Here is a 16,610-nt window from a genome sequence, read left to right as displayed (position 1 = left end):
CCTCGACCAGAAACGCAAGGAACCGTCCGTGACTGCCCCCTCCGCTACCCGCCCGCTGCTGCATTTCGCACCGGAGCAGAACTGGATGAACGACCCCAACGGGCTCGTCTTCCACAAGGGTCGCTATCACCTGTTCTATCAGTGCAACCCGGAGGGCGTGGTCCACGCGAATCTGAGCTGGGGGCATGCCTCGAGCACTGACCTGATCGACTGGGAACACCATCCTGTCGCGATCCGCGACGACGAGGCAGGTCAGATCTTCTCGGGTTCGGTGGTCGTCGATGTCGGCAACACATCGGGGCTCGGCACGACTGACGATCCTGCCCTCGTCGCTTTGTACACGCAGGCGGCGCAGAATCCGAACAGGCAGTCGCAGGCGCTGGCTTACAGCATCGATGACGGCCTGACGTGGACCAAGTACGCCGGCAACCCCGTGCTCGATCGCGGTACGAGTGATTTCCGCGATCCGAAGGTGTTCCGCTACGACGGACCGGCCGGGGCGTACTGGGTGATGGTGGCCGTCGAGGCTGTGGACCGCCAGGCGATGCTGTACCGCTCGGATGACCTCATCAACTGGACGTTCTTGTCGGCGTTCGGTCCTCAGCGCGCTGTCGACGGGGTGTGGGAGTGCCCTGACCTGTTCCCACTCGCGGTCGAGGGAGACCCGGGAGATGTGCGCTGGGTGCTGCTGATCAGCCTCAACCCCGGCGGCATCGCCGGTGGCTCCGGTACGCAGTACTTCATCGGAGACTTCGACGGGGTGACGTTCGCTGCGGATGACGATGCCACCGGCGACGCGATCGACTGGCTGGATTTCGGCCGGGACTGCTACGCCGGAGTCACCTTCGATGCGCTTGCGCAAGCGGATCGCACGCTGATCGCGTGGATGTCGAACTGGGATTACGTCGGATCGCTTCACGCTGCGGACGGCACCCTGCGCCATCCCATGATGACGCTGCCCCGGCGACTGTCTCTGGTGAGCCGGGATGGAAGTCTCCGGTTGCGTCAGCAGCCCGTCAGCGTGCAACTCGCCGACGAGAGGGTCCTGGAGGACATCCCGGTAGCCGGGTCGCGCGTCGTGTTCGAGGAGATTCCGGATGCCGGTCGCATCTCGGTGCGCATCGATGTCCTCGGCGCTGCCGGGTTCGCGTTGAGACTGCGGTTCGATGGCGCGGATGAAGGCGTAGTGATGCTGACATACGACGCCGATGCTCGTCAGTTGAGCGTGGGTCGCACCGATGGGAATGTCGCGATCCATGATGACTTCCCCGGCAGCCAGATGATGCCGGTCGCGGGCGGGAATCTGATCGATCTCGAGATCTGGCTCGACCGAGCCTCGATCGAGGTGTTCGCCGACGGGGGCACGCGCGTGCTCACCGATCTGCTCGCACCGCAGCACGGCCGTGCGCTTGCCGTGGAAGGTGTCGGCGGGCAGGTGCACATCGAACGGATCGCGGTGGCAGACGCAGTCGGACCCGACATGCCGATCGGCTGAGCAGGCGACGGCGGGCGCTCGTGCTCCGCTGGTTTCATAGACTGGTTCGATGCGAGCGCTCACCGAATCCGATGTCCGCGGGGCGTTCGTCAACGCCACGGAGGAGGAGTTGCGGCTCATCGAGATGCCGCACGACTTCGTGCTCGTCGACTGGGACTTCCACGATTTCCTCGCCTGGCGCGATCCGGCGTCGAGCAAGCGCGGATGCGTCGTCGTCGAGATCGACGGGCGCCTCGTCGGCGTCGTACTGCGCTCCACCGACCCCGGACCTGCACGTACGGGCATGTGCAACATCTGCCACACGATGCAGCCCGGCAATCAGGTCGCCCTGTTCTCCGCACGCCGGGCGGGGGATTCCGGACGCCGTGGCGACAGCGTCGGCACCTACATCTGCGCCGACCTGTCGTGTCATGAGAACGTGCGGCTCGCGCATCCGCTCGCACCGAACGAGATCCGCGTCCCCGGCCAAGTTGACGTTCGCCTCGACGGGACACGGCGTCGTATGGAGGGTTTCGCCAAACGAGTTCTGGAGCCGCTGGTCTGAGCCATACGCTGGGCGCGACGACTTCACCCTGTGCTTCGAAGGAGATGCCATGAGCGATCCCATCCTGTTCTCGGTCGACGACGGACTGGCGCGGCTGACGCTGAATCGTCCGACACGTCTCAACGCGTTCAATGCGGATCTTGCCAGGGCCTGGCGCGATGTGACGAGTGAGGCGACCTCGCGCGATGACGTCAAGGCGATCCTGCTGGATGCGTCCGGTCCGGCCTTCTGCGCCGGTGGCGACGTGCTCGACATGGCGACCACGATGGGCGCAGGATCCGACATCGCCGACCTCGCCGAAGTGATCAACGTCGGCATCCGTGCGCTCACGCAGTCGGCCATCCCGGTGGTCGCCGCAGCACACGGTACGACGGCGGGCGGCGGCCTCGGCATCCTGCTCTGCTCCGACTACGCGGTCGTCGGCGGGCGGTCCAAGATCGGCAGCCTCTACGCGAACATCGGCCTCACCCCCGACCTCTCGGTATCTGCGCAGCTCGCCGCCGCCGTGGGACAGCGGCGCGCGCTGCAGTTGGTGCTGCAGGATCGCCTCTTGAGCGCGGAGGAAGCGCAGGAATGGGGCCTGGTCGCCGAGGTCGTGAGCGGTGCGGATGCTGCGGACGAGGCCGATCGCGTGCGCGAACGCGCGGAGCAGGTGGCACGCTTCTGGCTCGCTGGTGCCGCGGGCGCATACGGGCAGGCGAAGCGGCTGGTCCGCTCGCGTCCCGAGCGCACGTTCGCCGAGCAGCTCGATGAAGAGGCACGTTCGATCGGCGCGGCTTTCGAGACTCCGGATGCCAAGGCTCGCGTCGCGGCGTTCGCCGCAGCATCCGCGAAGAAGGCACGCTGAGTTCAGCGCGAGTTGCCCACAGGCCGGCGGCGAGCCCTGCGCGCGCGCCGCACGGCGTGGCAGGATGAGAGCAGTCGGCCGAAGAGGGGAACGCCATGTCAGAGGTCAGCACGGAAACCAAGGGGGAGACGAACGCCTCCCTGTTGATCCGAGGGGCGATCTGGATCGCCATCGGTGCGCTGATCGCGGCAGCGCTCGTCTGCGTGGTGTGGGTGCTGATCGGTGATCAGGACGGCATCGTCGGCCGCGCCTTCCTGACGATCCTGCTGCTCGCGGGATTCGCCGGGATCGCGATCCTCGAGGCGGGTCTCGCGCCGAAGAGGCCGGACTGGCTGGCCCTTGCGAGCATGATCACCTGGATCGTCGCGCTGCTGGTCGGCGCCATCAAGATCTGGCTGCCGGAAGAGCCGGGGGAGTACGCCGGTGGCGTCGGGCGCTTCTTCATGCTGCTGCTCGTGATCGGCGTGCTGCAACTCGCGCTGCTGCACGTGCGACTGTTCACTCCTGCGGTCAAGCGCTACATCACGACGTTCACCACGGTCATCTACTACGTGACGATCGCGGTTCTCGTGCTGCTGGTCGCGATGCTCATCATCTATCTCACGCTCCCCGACACCTTCCGCTACGGCGACCTCTACTGGCGCATCGTCGTCGCGCTCGCGATCCTCGCAGCGGTCGGTACGACACTGATCCCGCTGCTGAACGCGTTGTTCGCTCCGAAGAAGGCGCCTGCGGCGCCCGTCGGCTACTACGCGCCTCAGACCTACGGCTCCGCCGCGGCGATTGCGGCACCGGTCCAGCAGCCCGCTCAACAGCAGCCGATTCAGCAGCAGTGGCCGACCTATGCCGACGGCGTGACGCCGCTTCCGGTGCTGCAGGACGGCTCGCCGGACTGGAACGCCTACTACACCGGCTACCCGACGGCTCAGCAGAGCCAGTTCCTGGAACCGAATCAGTACTACGAGCAGTCGTACACGCCGTCGCCTCCGCAGCAGGGGTTCGTCTCGTCTCCTGATGCTCCGATCGGACCCGATGGTCTGCCGGTTCCGCCTGCCGGGGCGCCGGCCGCTCCCGACGGCATCGCCGGCGACACGTCCGTTTTGAACGTTCCCCCGGCACCCGACGTCCCGCCCGTTCCCGACCTGCCGCCGTCTCCGGATGCACCGCCGGCTCCGGATGCACCGCCGGCTCCGGATGCACCGCCGGCTCCGGATGCGCCGCCGGCTCCGGATGCACCGCCGGCTCCGGATGCGCCGCCGGCTCCGAACGTGCCGCCGGCCGCGCCCGGTGCGTTCCCGCCGCCGCCCCCCGCGCCGCCGCTGTGACCTCGGCATCGCAGCTGAAGGAACTCGCTGCCGACATCGCCCGCGAGGCGGGCGAGCTCGCACGGCTCCGAAGGTCTGCTGGGTTCGCCCTCGCGGCCACGAAGTCGACGCTCGCCGACATCGTCACCGAGGCCGACCGCGAGGTCGAGGCGCTGATCCGCGCACGGCTGGACGCCGAGCGTCCTGGTGACGGGTTCCTCGGTGAGGAGTCCGGTGGTGGCGACGGCACGACCGGAGTGACCTGGGTGGTCGACCCGATAGACGGCACCGTGAACTACGCGTACGGCCTGCCCGCCTACTGCGTGAGCATCGCGGCGGTCGAGGGCGGCGCCGATCCGAACAATTGGCGACCGCTCGCCGCGGCCGTCTACGCGCCCGTGCTCGGCGAGCTGTTCACTGCCGGCCGCGGCGAGGGCGCATGGCTCGATGACGCGCGGCTCGCCGTCACCTCGGAGACGCCGGCGGGCGGGTTGCTGGCGACCGGCTTCGGCTACGACCCGTCGACGCACGACGGCGACCTGCTGACCGTGCGGCAGGTAATGCCGCTCGCGCGGGACCTGCGCAGGGGCGGATCGGCGGCGCTCGATCTCAGCTACGTGGCGGCCGGGAGGTTGGACGGCTACTTCGAGCGAGGACTGAGTCCGTGGGACTTCGCGGCTGGGTCGCTTCTGGTCACCGAAGCGGGAGGGATCGTGACTCGGCTGGACACGGCATCCGCTCGTCCGATGCTGATCGCTGCTGGAGCGCCGTTGCACGCTCGGATCACCGGGGTCCTCGACAAGGAGATTTGAGGATCTGTACATGGCATTCTCAGTACGACCACGATAGTGTTTACGCGATCATTGATAGTGTTTACGCGATCATTACCTTCGTTCGACCCGAACTTCGAAGGTCTTCAGCCCCCAGCGCGAACCCCGAGAGAACCCGTTTTGCCCCTTGACACCCCTATGGCTGCGCCTGCGCCCACGCGCCGCTCCAGCCGTCGCCAGGCTGCGGATTCGGTGACACTGGCAGGTGTGCAGAAGGAGACCTCCTCGATCGAGGTCGTCGTGCCGGTCCTCTCACGTCGAGCTGCGCGTGATCGCCTCCGTGGCGTGACGGCTGAATCTCAGGTCGTCGCGCCTCAGAGCGTCGGAGTCAAGAGCGTCGACGACGCTGTGGCCGATGCTCCCGTCGTCGTCGAATCGACGGCTGACGCCGAGATCGGGCGAGAGCCGGTCATCGGAGTCGTGAAATCATCGACGGATGCGGATGCGGATGCGGATGCGGATGCCGATGCCGATGTTGACACGTTCGTCGCGGCATCCCGCGCGTTCCGTGCGGTGACGGGTGAGCAGCCCGCGGTGGCTGAGTCCGTTCTGCCGGTCAAGAGCGTGCTTCCCACCGAGGCGACCACCGTCCACGTCGCTCCGCGCAAGGCCCGATCGCGTCGCAAACTCGTCGCAGCCGGAGCCACGGTGAGCATGATGGGTATCGTGGGGCTGCTCGCCGTCTCCATGACGCTGCCCGCTGAGGCTGTCGCCGCGGCTCAGGGCATTTCGGTGCAGTCGGCGACTTCACTTGTCGCCGCGTCGGAGGGCACGGCATCCGCTGTCTCCGACGACGAGATCCAGGCGTATGTCGCATCGTCCGATGTGCGCAACGACGCGATCCAGCGGGCGGAGAATTTCTCGACGCTCTCGCTCGGTGACCTCGCTGCGGAGCAGGGCATCGCCTATTCGAACTCTGTGTACACGAACGACCCGACGGCGGCCATCCAGTGGCCGTTCGTCGTCGGCGTCGGCATGACCTACGGGTACGGGATGCGTGACGGACGCCTGCACGAGGGGCTCGACCTCGTGCCCGGCAACGGAGCACCAGCGCAGGCGATCGCCGACGGAACGGTGCGCATCGCGACGGAGTCCGGCGGCAACTACGGCGTCACGGTCTACATCGATCACGTCATCGACGGTGTGCTGATCACCAGCCATTACTCGCACATGCAGTACGGCTCGCTGCGGGTCGCGCCCGGCGATAAGGTCAAGGTCGGAGACATCGTCGGACTGGTCGGAAACACCGGTCGCTCGTACGGTGCGCACATGCACTTCGAGCTCATCGTCAACGACTCGACGATCGACCCGCTCCCTTGGCTGCAGGCGAACGCGGGACGCAAGTCCTACTGACCCTCTCAGTTTTTGAGAACGCCGAAGAAATGGTATTCTCGTGTGGTTGCCCTCGCGGGTGACAGCGCCCCGATAGCTCAGTGGTAGAGCACTTCCATGGTAAGGAAGGGGTCGTCAGTTCAATCCTGACTCGGGGCTCGCAGCATTCGCTTTCATGTTCTTCATGGGCGGGGATGCCGTGCGGCAGGGTAGCTCAGTTGGTGAGAGCGCACGACTCATAATCGTGAGGTCGCGGGTTCAAGCCCCGCTCCTGCTACTTCGAAATATGGTTTGACCAAGTTTTCTTGTCCCGAATGAAGGGACGGAAATCTGATGTATTCAACACTTATTCGCGAGTTGTCCACAGGTTGGCTTGTTTGCGCTGATCGTGTGGAGCTGGTGTTCGGTCGGCCTCGACTGGTGTCGGCTGATTTGGCGCACCTCCCTGGCATGAGAAGAAATGCTCGCCTCGTGCCCTGGCCGGTTCACACTTCGCATGTCGTTGCTGGCGCGTGTGGGGGCGAGTTCTGATGCGCGGGCGGCCACGGATGCCGATCGGCACGTTCGGGGAGATCGCGACGCGCCAGATCAGCGTCCGCCGGTACCGTGCGTCGGCTCGACTCCGAGACTGGGACGGGCAGACACGGCAGGTCCCACACCTCAGCGCTCAAGAACATCGGTGGATCCAGGATTAGTCGCTCGGCGATGAGTCCCCCGGCTGAGTGTCAGTCGAGCGTGATAGCGTGTGAGTAACACGACCGGTTCCGCTCCCTTGGGAGTCCAGGGCCGGTCTTTCTTCTACCGGAGTACGGGGTTCGTGGAGCCGAAGCCGCACAAGACCTATCGCGAGCAGGTTGCTCTTCTCGCGGATCGTGGGATGCTGATCGACGATGAGGATGCGGCGATGGCGCTCCTGCGTCGTGTCGGGTATTACACGCTCAGCGGCTACTCGTACCCGTTTCGTTTCAAGGACTCGGCTGGCGTGCGGACCGGTCGTTTTCGCCCCGGCACCTCGCTGACGCAGGTCGAAGCGATATGGGAGTTCGACAATCGTCTGCGTGCGGCGGCGTTCGGACCGCTTCAGCACGTCGAAACCTACCTTCGCGCGCTGCTCGGGTACCGTCTCGGCGAGGTCGACCCAATGATCCACCGCAAGCCCGAGCGGCTCTCGATGGACCGAGCGTCCGACTATCCAGTCTGGATCGCGAAGCTTGATCGGCAGGTCAGAGACTCACGCGAAGAGTTCGTCGTCCACCATCGCGAGAAGCGCAACTCCGTTGTCCCGATCTGGGTCGCTGTCGACGTTCTCGACTGGGGAGGGCTCTCGTACCTCTACAGCTTCGCGCCGCTCGGTGTCCGCGACAACGTCGCCCAGGCGTTCGGGCTGAATGCTGCGCAGCTGAAGTCCTGGGTCCGGGCACTGAACGTCGTCCGCAACGTCTGCGCCCACCATTCGCGCCTCTACAACCGGTACTACTCACTGACTCCGAAGCTGCCACGACGCGGCCTGTACCCGGCCCTCGACGCGATCGTGCCCGTGAAAGACAGCACCTTCGCGATGCTCACTCTGCTTCAGCACCTCGCGCTGAACACCCTCGGCGCGAACACGCGACTCCTGCCCTCCGTGCTTCGCACCTTCCCCGCCGACAGCGGCATGGAGTTGACGTCGATGGGCGCGCCGGCCGACTGGGCATCGTCCAGCCTTTGGCGGTTACGGACTTGATGAGTCATAGGAACTCATCACAATTGCGCTCGTCGGGCATCATTCTCGAGCAGGCGTCAAGGCCACCGGCCCATCGCGAACCAGGTATTCCCTGATCAATCATGAAATGCCGAGTCCTGCCCATGGCACTCCAGATGCGTCGAGGATTGAGTGCGTAGCGTGAGGTCGCGGGTTCAAGCCCCGCTCCTGCTACAGATGAAAACACCCGGGGAACGGGGGTTTTCTGCTTGAATGGCGAGGTATGAGAACCTGCGCAGCGGGAATCCGGTGCAGTAGACGGTGCAGTTGGGTTTCAACTCGCTAGTCCGGACGGGGCCGCGACGGCACGCACGGAATCCCGTCTGGTGAGGCGCGCTAGCTTTACCCCGCGAGTGACCGGTACCGTTCGTTCATATGATGAACCGCACAGCCAAGACCGTCCCCGCTGCCGCCGCGCTTGCGCTCACCGTCCTCATCCTCACTGGGTGCGCCACGGGTCAGGCGGCTGCCGAGGCACCGACAGTCGCGCCCCGCACAACGACTCCGGTTGCGATGCCGACGCCGACCGTGGAGCCGGTCGTCGAGGAACCGTTGCAGACATATATCACGTGCGACGCCGCACCGGAGCTGATCCCCGCTGACCATGTCGAGGGGACGATGAACGGCCTGGAGCCTACGCTGCTGGGCGATTCCGGACCCCGCGCTCAGGCGCAGGGCGAGTCGGTGCTCAACGAGAACGGTGAACCCGTCGCCTACGTCGCTGCCGAGGGCGACACCATCAACGGCATCGCCCAGCGGTTCTGCGTCGGCGCGAACCCCACGTACCTCGAAATGCTGAACGCGATCCGCCGTACCGGGCTGTACAGCTCGGAAGGCCAGCAGCGCGCCGTCGTCTACGCGGGCGACACGATCAACCTGAACCCGTACACGATCGCGAGCGTCGGCGACGAGGCGGGAGCGGTGCACGATTTCTCGCCCAGCTTCACCATCCCACCGCAGCGGTAGAGTCGGGCGCATGAGCTGCCAACGCTAGCCCCGCGCGTGGGGCCGCGACCGACGAGGGGATACCTCCATGCGCAGCGCACTCTGCAACGGCATCTACCAGCGAGACGGGGAGGGGCCTTCGGATGATCGAGCGCTATGGGCGCAGGCGCAGCACGTCTCCCGGCTGGATGGTGCCCTGCAGGTGAACTTCGTTTAAGTAGAACAGGCCCGTCCCGAACACGCAGAAGCGGGCACCGATTCCCTGGATCGCATCGCCCGGCGCGACGGTGTAGGTCGTCGGGATGCCGTCGACGAGGCCGACCTCGCCAATCGCGAACTCGCGCGGACCGTTGTCGATGGGTGCGTCGAGCCGCGGAATGCTCGACGGGCCGGTCGGATAGTACAGCAGTGCGCAGTCGCCGTGGGTGCGATCCGGGATCGGCGCGGGAGAGGCGACCGGCTCATCAGCTGGAACAGCAGCGGCATCAGCCGGAGCATCAGAGGCATCAGCCGGGGCATCAGCGGCGGGCTGATTGAACAGCGCCCAGCCGCCGATATCCGACGCGACCGACGCAACAGCGGGAGCAGCCACAGCGGCGAGGCCCGCGACGACGAGTACGCACACGGTAACGGCGACCTTCTGAGAGCGGTTCATCCGTCTCAGCTTGGCACCGAACCCCCGTAGATGCCACAGGCAGGTACTGTCGAAGACCAGCTCGTCGTCGCCGTTCTCGCGCAGCGCCTCGAGCGCCATGAGGTCGAGCGGGTTCAGCGCCCAGCCTGTCAGCTCGCGCTCCTGGCCGAGCAGGTCCCCGGTGAAGGCATGCACCTGCACGCCGGAGGTTTCGAGGACGCCGGTGAAGCGGTCCTCGAGGCCGTCGCCGGAGAGCACGTCAGCCTCGATCGCTGCCAGGGTGTCCTCGCGGAGCCGCACCTGCAGAATGTCGGTCAGGTCGGCGAAGTCGTCGAGGTAGCGCCAGACGAGGTCTTCGATCTTGTTCGCGTAGACGCGGAACGTGTCGTCGACCTGGCCGAACGTGTACCCGTCGTCATCGGGGCGAGCGACTCCCCGAACTTCCGTGGTTCGCACCGACGATGGGGATGAGGTCGCGCAGCGTCCGCGGGGCCGTGTCGATCAGCACGGGGCTCGATCAACACGGCGTCGGCGTACGGGCTGGAACAATTGGCACCTGCTCCTGACCAGGATCCCACGCGGGCAAATGAACGACGATAGCGGGTCGCCTTCGCCGGACGTCGCGCTTGACCGTTGGCCGACGCATCTCAGCCAAGCGTGATGGGCGGCACGGTTCCGCACGAAGTTGAGCTGCTGCATCCGGAAGGCAACTTCGCGTTGACGAGTGCGGAGATCGGGATCTCCGTTGGGGAACGCGCGATGAGTCGCTGGGATCCTGAGCATGGTCAGATATCGAGACTCGACGAGGTAGCGCCAGAAACCGAGGGGGAGTTCCGCAACGACCCGGCCGTGAACTTCTGCGCGCTTGCCTCGCCGGGTTGCCCGGTCGCGCGCCTTCTGAATGTCGGCGGCACCTTGACTGTCCAGCGGCGAGACGTTCAACCAGGAAGCGCCGCCGCGTCGACGATGAGCCCAATCACGAAGCTCGCGATCTGGCGCGTTGCGTGCAAGGACCTCGACCATCGAAGTGAGTTCCATGATGCTTGCCCCGCCACGCATGTTCCACTCACACAAAGTGAACGCGTCCGCGAGGTTACCACCGGTCGCGCGAAGGTACGAGCCCAGCCGGTCTGCGGTGACAAGTGGTACGAGGTCACCGTAGAAGGCCGGGTCGAAGTCACCAGATGCGGTAGACACTCAGCCCATGAACTAAACGGGGCGCGGCGGGTCCGAAATCAGGCGAAGTCGGGCGACTGGGGTTCCGCGGTGCGGTCGCGCGGCGGAGGACTCACGAAGAGTCATGCCGACGTGCTCGTCCGTTCGGGCGCGCTCTCCGCTGACCGTCTCACCGAGCTCGAGTGTCGCGTCAGCGTCAGCGTCAGCGCCGGCGCCGGCGATCTGGCCCGTTTCGAGCGCGAGACTCGGCTGGGTGCGACCACCCGTACCCTGACCGCCGAACAGGTCGGGTGATCACCCTCAGGACTGGGACGAGATGTGCGAGTTCGGACCCATTCCGGGCATGCGCTTCGACCCGCATCCCTCTGAACCGAGGACGATCACCCGGGCTTCGGCGTGATGTACGCGGCTCTCAACCGCATCACGGCCCTCGCCGAGGTCTACCCCTCGCCGAGGTCTACCCAGAAGAGCACGTGATCGATCGCGCGGTAGTGAGGTCGGCCGGAATCAGACCACATCAAACCCCGGACGGATCAAGGCTCAGTTCGCGCCGCTCAGGATCAGCCAGAGCAGCACTCCGTTGAGGGTGATGAGGAACACGGATGCCGTGATGCCGACGGCGGTCGTCGCCCAGTGGTTCCGCCACCGGCCCAGCACGCTCCTCTTGGCTGTGAGAGCGACCAGCGGTATGAGCGCGAACGGGATGCCGAAGGACAGCACGACCTGACTCAGGACGAGCGAGATGGTCGGATCGAAGCCGAGCGAGAGGATCACGATCGCGGGAACCAGCGTGACAAGTCGCCGCACGATGAGTGGGATCCTCACGTGCAGCAACCCCTGCATGATTTCGGCGCCGGCGTATGCACCGACCGATGTCGAGGCGAGACCGGATGCGAGAAGACCCACGGCGAAGAGCGTCGCGATCATCGGGCCGAGGGAGACGTCGAGAGCGGCATAGGCGCCTTCGAGGCTGTCGGTGCCTTCGACACCCGCGAGGTTCACCGCCGCGAGCAGCATGATGCAGAGGTTCACGGTGCCGGCGATCGCCATCGCGATCGAAACGTCCCATCGTGTGGCGCGCACCAGCGTGTCCGTGGGCATGACGGTCGAGGTCCCCGGTTCGCGAACCGGACGATCCGCACCGCCTGAGGACGGCCCTTCACGAACGGCGAGCGCCGACAGCATCCTGCGACCCCAACCGCCCGATGCGCTCGCCACCGCGGCAGATGGAAAGCTGACCTCCCGGGTCACGAATCGGTCGCGGCTGAGTGCCGAGTGCGCATAGATCGCATGCGGCATGATCGTCGCACCCAGGATCGACGCGGCGAGCAGCACCGAGTTCGCTCCCTCGAAACGCGGCACGACCCCGGCCAGGAGTCCTCCAGGGTCGGGTGGGGCGACGAAGACCCCGACGGTGAATCCCACGGTGATGATCATGAGGAGCCCGATGATGACGAACTCGAACGTGCGGTGCCCGTGCCGCGACTGAATCATGAGCAGTACGATCGAGACCGCACCGGTGATCAGGCCGCCCCAAACGAGAGGTACGTCGAACAGAAGATAGAGGGCCACCGCACCGCCGATGACTTCGGCAAGGTCCGTCGCCATGGCGACGAGTTCCGCCTGCAGCCAGTACGCGCGCCTTCCCCATCGGTTGCGCAGACGCCGGCCGAGCACCTCAGGCAGGCTTTCGCCGGTCACGACGCCGAGCTTCGCCGAGAGGTACTGGATCAGCCACGCCATTATGTTCGCGAGGATCACGACCCAAACGAGCATGTATCCGTATCGTGCCCCCGCCGTCATATTGCTCGCGACGTTGCCCGGATCGAGGTACGCGACGCCGGCGACGAGTGCCGGACCGATGAGCCAAGCAGTGCGTCCCACTGATGCTGCACCGCGCTGCGGCTTTCGCCCCGCGGCATCCGGTCGTTTGGCACCTCTTGGTGTCGCAGCCGCGCGACGGGCTCTCGAAAGTGGTGGTCGGGTCTCATCCGCGAGAGATTTAGGCATGCCGAAATAATAGCAATATTTCGGTAGACCGAAAAGAGCGCAGTCCGCGGTGCGGGCCGCACAAGCGGTCACGGTCATGATCGCGTCGAGCGCGCATCGGGAATCGGCCACAACGGTGACGCTTGGCGTTGAACCCGTCTCAATGTCGAGCCCCCGGGGGTTCTCTAGGCTGGTGCACATGCGCGCAGCGGTGAAGTGGTGGGAACAGCACCAGGTAGCGCTTTATGTCGCCGCGATCGGTACCGGCATCGCCGTCGGGTTGATCTGGCCTCCGGTCGCGCCCGTGCTGTCCAGGGCGACCAATCCAGCGTTGGCCCTGCTGCTCTTCGCGACGTTCCTCGGCGTCCCGCTGATCGAGGTCGGTCGCGCGTTCCGCGACTTCCGATTCCTCGGTACTGTGCTGGTCGTCAACTTCCTGGCCGTCCCTCTCATCGCCTTCGGGCTGTCAAGGTTCGTGGCCGACGACCAGGGGCTGCTGGTCGGACTGTTGCTGGTGCTGCTCGCACCGTGCGTGGACTACGTGATCGTCTTCACCGGTCTCGCCGGCGGTGCCCGTGCTCGGTTGCTTGCCGCGACGCCGCTGCTCATGCTGCTGCAGATCGTGCTGCTCCCTGCATATCTGTGGTTGTTCGTCGGCAGCGACGCCGTCGAACATATCGAACTCGAGCCCTTCGTCGAGGCGTTCCTGATCCTCATCGTGATCCCGCTCACTGCGGCCGCGATCGTGCAAACCCTCGCCCGTCGCCATCGAGTTGGGCGGGTGATCGAGGAGGTCTTCGCCGCGGCAATGGTGCCGCTGATGATGGGGACCCTCGCCGTGGTGGTCGGCTCACAGATCGCCGGCGTCGGCAGTCAAGCCGTCGTCTTGCTCCGGGTCGTGCCACTGTATGCTGCGTTCCTCGCCATCATGCTGCTGGTCGGTGTTGCTGCAGGGCGAGTGGCCAGGCTGGCCGTTCCCGAGACCCGGGCGGTTATGTTCAGCGGAGCTACCCGCAACTCCCTCGTGGTGCTTCCGCTTGCGCTCGCTCTTCCCGCCCCGCTCGCGATCGCCCCGCTGGCGGTGGTCACTCAGACGCTCATCGAACTCGTCGGCATGGTCGTGTTCCTTCGGCTCGTTCCCGCGCTCACCAGAACACCGCAATCCGATCCAGATATCCACTGATCTCAGCGACGAGCGCATAGAAGCAAGACGAGCGATAGAAGCAAGACGCCGATGGCATTCGTGACCTCACTGCGTCAGGGAGATCAGGATCAGGCGGCGGTCAACCTGTGGGCTTGTCCTCATGATCGATGCCCGCGTGCTCCTTGCCCTTCTCGAATCCGAGAAGGCGCAGGGCGTTGATCACGACGACCAGTGTGGACCCCTCATGGATGAGAACCACCGCGCCGATGTTGAGCCCCATGAACGTTGCGAGAATGAGGAACGCGACGATCGCGAGGCTGGCGATGAGGTTCTGCCGGATGATCCGGCTCGTCGCCCGACTCAGCCGCACGGCGAAGGGAACCCTGCCGAGGTCGTCGCTCATCAGCGCGATGTCGCAGGTCTCGAGTGCCACAGTCGATCCGGCGGCCCCCATCGCGATTCCGACGTCGGCGCGCGCCATCGCCGGCGCGTCATTGACGCCGTCTCCGACCATCGCGATCGGGCGGTGGGTCTCGGCGAGGCGAGTGATCTCGGCCACCTTGTCTTCGGGAAGCAGCTCGCCGATCGCAGTATCGATTCCGACTTCCAGCCCCACGGCGTCGGCGACGCGCTGGTTGTCGCCGGAGATCATGACCAGTTGGCCCACGTTCGCCTCCCGAAGGGCGAGCAGGACTTGTGCTGACTCCGCACGGGAGCTGTCCATGACGCCGACGATACCGAGGAAGGCATCACCGCGCCGAACGATCATCAGCGTCTGACCGGAGTCCCGAGCACTCTGATAGGCATCGGCCAGCGCTGTGGAAAGCTGAAGCTGCTGCTCCTCGAACATGCGGAGGTTGCCGACCTCGACGCGCTGCCCGTCGATGGTAGCCGTGACTCCGCGTCCGATGACCGCGTTCAGATCATCTGCCACGAGCTGTGCACCTGTGAGGCGCGGTGCAAGGTCGCGGACGATGGCGGTGGCGAGCGGGTGATCGCTCAGCGACTCGACGGCGACGAGTGCAGCGATCAGCTCCTCTTCCGTGGTGTCGTCAGCATGGACGAGGGAAGTGACGCGAGGCGCGCCCCACGTCAGCGTTCCGGTCTTATCGAAGGCCATCGCCTTGACTCGTCCCAGCGTCTCCAGAGGACCCCCGCCCTTGACCAGAACGCCGGCGCGGGCAGCTCGTGCCACCCCGGCAAGCACGGCGGCCGGCGTCGCGATGGCAAGCGCGCACGGGCTGGCGGCCACGAGTACCGTCATCGCCAGATAGAAGGCATCTGCGAAGGGCTGCGAGAAGGCGAACATCGCGACCAGCAAAGTCACGATGACACCCACGATCACGCCGGGCACGTACCAGCGCTGGAACCGGTCAATGAACTGCTGCGTGGGGGATGCGGCCTGGTCTGCATTTCGGACGAGTTCGACGACCTTGCTCAATGTGGAGTCCGCAGACGTCGCGGTGACCTCGATCTCCAGGACGCCGGATCCGTTCACGGTGCCGGCGAACACTCGATTCGCCGGTGGCAGTGTGTCGAGCATCCGCATTGCCCGCTCCGCGTCCGCCACCGCCTCCTTCTCGACCGGGATCGATTCCCCGGTCACCGCCGACTGGTCCACGGCCGAGTTGCCGGCGATCACGAACCCGTCGGAGGGGACACGTGAGTTCGGGCGGATCACGACGATGTCACCGACGACGACGTCCTCCACTGGCACTTCGGCGGGCTCGCCCGTACCCCGCCGCACCAGTGCGCTCCTCGGGGCGAGTTCGGCCAGGGCCTCGATCGACCTGCTGGCCCGGCTGAGGGCATACTCCTCAAGAGCATGGCCGAGGCTGAACAGGAAGAGCAGAACCGCACCTTCCGCCCACCGGCCGATGAGTGCTGCGCCAATTGCAGCCACCAGCATGAGGAAGTCGACTTCGAACTTCCCTCGCAACGTAGAGGAGATCGCGGTACGGATCGTGAAATACCCGCCGAAGAAGTACGTGGCCAGGAAGAAGACCAGCGGCCAACCGATCATCGGCAGCCCGAGCGCATACTCGGTGATCATTCCACCCGCGTAAGTGACTCCGGACGCGATGGCGAACCACAGCTCCCAGCGCGCGGACCCGTGGGCGTGGGTCTCTTCGGAAGGCCTCACGGTGCTCTCAGTTGTGGACATGCCTCGATGTTACATCACAATATCGTGATATATTGCAGGTGTGAATGATTCTCATGATCGAGTGCAATCGCCAGAAGTCGCACGCCCGAGCGCGGCGGCGCGACGGCACACCGAATTCACGAACGCTGATGCCGAACAATTGGCACAGATCATGCAGGCCCTCGCATCCCCGTTGCGGCTTCGCATTCTCAGCGCCTTGCGCGCGCAACCACGGACCGTGACCGAGCTCAGCGAGATACTGGATGCAGGGCAGACCACCGTGTCGAATCATATGAGGCTGCTACGCCACCTCAGCTTGGTCACCGGCCGGAGGGACGGGCGCCACGTGCACTACGCCTTGTTCGATAATCACGTCAACGACCTGCTCGAGGAAGCGATTGGCCACCTCGCGCATCTCACGCGCAACGCGTAGGGCCCTCGACGCGACGACGCCCATCGAGTCCAGTAGACATCAGCGGACGCTGT

General features: G+C 65.5%; 14 protein-coding genes and 2 tRNA genes. 13 read left to right on the top strand and 3 right to left on the bottom strand.

From position 1 onward, the window contains the following. The first annotated feature begins 28 nt into the window (after window positions 1-28). The 10 genes from JF52_RS0103695 (at window position 29) to JF52_RS0103645 (ending at window position 9,059) form a co-directional block, all read left to right on the top strand. Window positions 29-1,495 (top strand): glycoside hydrolase family 32 protein, encoded by a 1,467-nt coding sequence (locus tag JF52_RS0103695; protein WP_235272318.1) that lies wholly within the window; start codon window positions 29-31, stop codon window positions 1,493-1,495. Window positions 1,496-1,544: 49 nt separating this feature from the next. Then, window positions 1,545-2,039, top strand: a complete 495-nt coding sequence (locus tag JF52_RS0103690) for an FBP domain-containing protein (protein ID WP_033105085.1) — start codon at window positions 1,545-1,547, stop codon at window positions 2,037-2,039. 49 nt (window positions 2,040-2,088) lie between these two features. Further along, entirely contained in the window at window positions 2,089-2,886 is a 798-nt protein-coding gene (locus JF52_RS0103685) for an enoyl-CoA hydratase/isomerase family protein (RefSeq protein ID WP_033105084.1), read from the top strand. A 95-nt stretch (window positions 2,887-2,981) separates the two neighbouring features. Beyond that, on the top strand, window positions 2,982-4,211 hold the full coding sequence (locus tag JF52_RS17550) for a hypothetical protein (RefSeq protein WP_200880938.1): 1,230 nt from the start codon (window positions 2,982-2,984) through the stop codon (window positions 4,209-4,211). Then, window positions 4,208-5,002 carry an inositol monophosphatase family protein gene (locus tag JF52_RS0103670; RefSeq protein ID WP_033105083.1) on the top strand — a complete coding sequence of 265 codons (795 nt, stop codon included), beginning with the start codon at window positions 4,208-4,210 and terminating at the stop codon, window positions 5,000-5,002. Before JF52_RS17550 ends, JF52_RS0103670 begins: the two co-directional genes overlap by 4 nt. Before the next feature lie 225 nt (window positions 5,003-5,227). Beyond that, window positions 5,228-6,373: a M23 family metallopeptidase gene (locus tag JF52_RS0103665; RefSeq protein WP_235272317.1), complete on the top strand. Its 1,146-nt coding sequence runs from the start codon at window positions 5,228-5,230 to the stop codon at window positions 6,371-6,373. A 66-nt stretch (window positions 6,374-6,439) separates the two neighbouring features. Continuing rightward, window positions 6,440-6,511 (top strand) — tRNA-Thr (locus JF52_RS0103660). Window positions 6,512-6,555: 44 nt separating this feature from the next. After that, window positions 6,556-6,629: transfer RNA gene (locus tag JF52_RS0103655), tRNA-Met, on the top strand. Window positions 6,630-7,169: 540 nt separating this feature from the next. After that, a complete protein-coding gene (locus JF52_RS0103650; protein ID WP_033105081.1) occupies window positions 7,170-8,075 on the top strand; it encodes an Abi family protein in 906 nt (301 codons plus the stop codon). 393 nt (window positions 8,076-8,468) lie between these two features. Continuing rightward, window positions 8,469-9,059, top strand: a complete 591-nt coding sequence (locus JF52_RS0103645) for a hypothetical protein (protein ID WP_033105080.1) — start codon at window positions 8,469-8,471, stop codon at window positions 9,057-9,059. A gap of 133 nt (window positions 9,060-9,192) precedes the next feature. Here JF52_RS0103645 and JF52_RS0103640 read toward each other — a convergent pair whose 3' ends face one another. After that, window positions 9,193-10,128 (bottom strand): hypothetical protein, encoded by a 936-nt coding sequence (locus JF52_RS0103640; protein WP_033105079.1) that lies wholly within the window; start codon window positions 10,126-10,128, stop codon window positions 9,193-9,195. Between the two features lie 204 nt (window positions 10,129-10,332). Here JF52_RS0103640 and JF52_RS17180 point away from each other — a divergent pair, with 204 nt between their 5' ends. Further along, window positions 10,333-11,142 carry a hypothetical protein gene (locus tag JF52_RS17180; RefSeq protein WP_152594815.1) on the top strand — a complete coding sequence of 270 codons (810 nt, stop codon included), beginning with the start codon at window positions 10,333-10,335 and terminating at the stop codon, window positions 11,140-11,142. A 246-nt stretch (window positions 11,143-11,388) separates the two neighbouring features. On the opposite strand, the gene JF52_RS0103630 is transcribed toward JF52_RS17180, so the two are convergent. Next, window positions 11,389-12,858, bottom strand: a complete 1,470-nt coding sequence (locus tag JF52_RS0103630; RefSeq protein ID WP_084595543.1) for an Nramp family divalent metal transporter — start codon at window positions 12,856-12,858, stop codon at window positions 11,389-11,391. 178 nt (window positions 12,859-13,036) lie between these two features. Here JF52_RS0103630 and JF52_RS0103625 point away from each other — a divergent pair, with 178 nt between their 5' ends. Next, entirely contained in the window at window positions 13,037-14,020 is a 984-nt protein-coding gene (locus JF52_RS0103625; protein WP_033105076.1) for an arsenic resistance protein, read from the top strand. 100 nt (window positions 14,021-14,120) lie between these two features. Here JF52_RS0103625 and JF52_RS0103620 read toward each other — a convergent pair whose 3' ends face one another. Next, window positions 14,121-16,145, bottom strand: coding sequence for a heavy metal translocating P-type ATPase (locus JF52_RS0103620; protein WP_033105075.1), 2,025 nt, complete (start codon window positions 16,143-16,145; stop codon window positions 14,121-14,123). A 40-nt stretch (window positions 16,146-16,185) separates the two neighbouring features. Between JF52_RS0103620 and JF52_RS0103615 the strand changes: the two genes are divergently transcribed. Further along, on the top strand, window positions 16,186-16,557 hold the full coding sequence (locus JF52_RS0103615) for an ArsR/SmtB family transcription factor (RefSeq protein WP_235272316.1): 372 nt from the start codon (window positions 16,186-16,188) through the stop codon (window positions 16,555-16,557). The last annotated feature ends 53 nt before the right edge of the window (window positions 16,558-16,610 follow it).

Origin of the sequence: Microbacterium profundi (genome assembly GCF_000763375.1) — a bacterium.
Lineage (GTDB): Bacteria > Actinomycetota > Actinomycetes > Actinomycetales > Microbacteriaceae > Microbacterium > Microbacterium profundi.
The sequence above is the reverse complement of the archived record's forward strand: the minus strand, read 5'-3'. Positions and strand labels throughout refer to the sequence as shown.

Excerpts from the sequence above, each read along its gene's own strand:
- JF52_RS17180 (WP_152594815.1), top strand. The coding sequence starts at position 10,333 with ATGGGCGGCACGGTTCCGCACGAAGTTGAGCTGCTGCATCCGGAAGGC.
- JF52_RS17550 (WP_200880938.1), top strand. The coding sequence starts at position 2,982 with ATGTCAGAGGTCAGCACGGAAACCAAGGGGGAGACGAACGCCTCCCTG.
- JF52_RS0103685 (WP_033105084.1), top strand. The coding sequence starts at position 2,089 with ATGAGCGATCCCATCCTGTTCTCGGTCGACGACGGACTGGCGCGGCTG.
- JF52_RS0103645 (WP_033105080.1), top strand. The coding sequence starts at position 8,469 with ATGATGAACCGCACAGCCAAGACCGTCCCCGCTGCCGCCGCGCTTGCG.
- JF52_RS0103625 (WP_033105076.1), top strand. The coding sequence starts at position 13,037 with ATGCGCGCAGCGGTGAAGTGGTGGGAACAGCACCAGGTAGCGCTTTAT.
- JF52_RS0103690 (WP_033105085.1), top strand. The coding sequence starts at position 1,545 with ATGCGAGCGCTCACCGAATCCGATGTCCGCGGGGCGTTCGTCAACGCC.
- JF52_RS0103630 (WP_084595543.1), bottom strand. The coding sequence starts at position 12,858 with ATGCCTAAATCTCTCGCGGATGAGACCCGACCACCACTTTCGAGAGCC.
- JF52_RS0103620 (WP_033105075.1), bottom strand. The coding sequence starts at position 16,145 with ATGTCCACAACTGAGAGCACCGTGAGGCCTTCCGAAGAGACCCACGCC.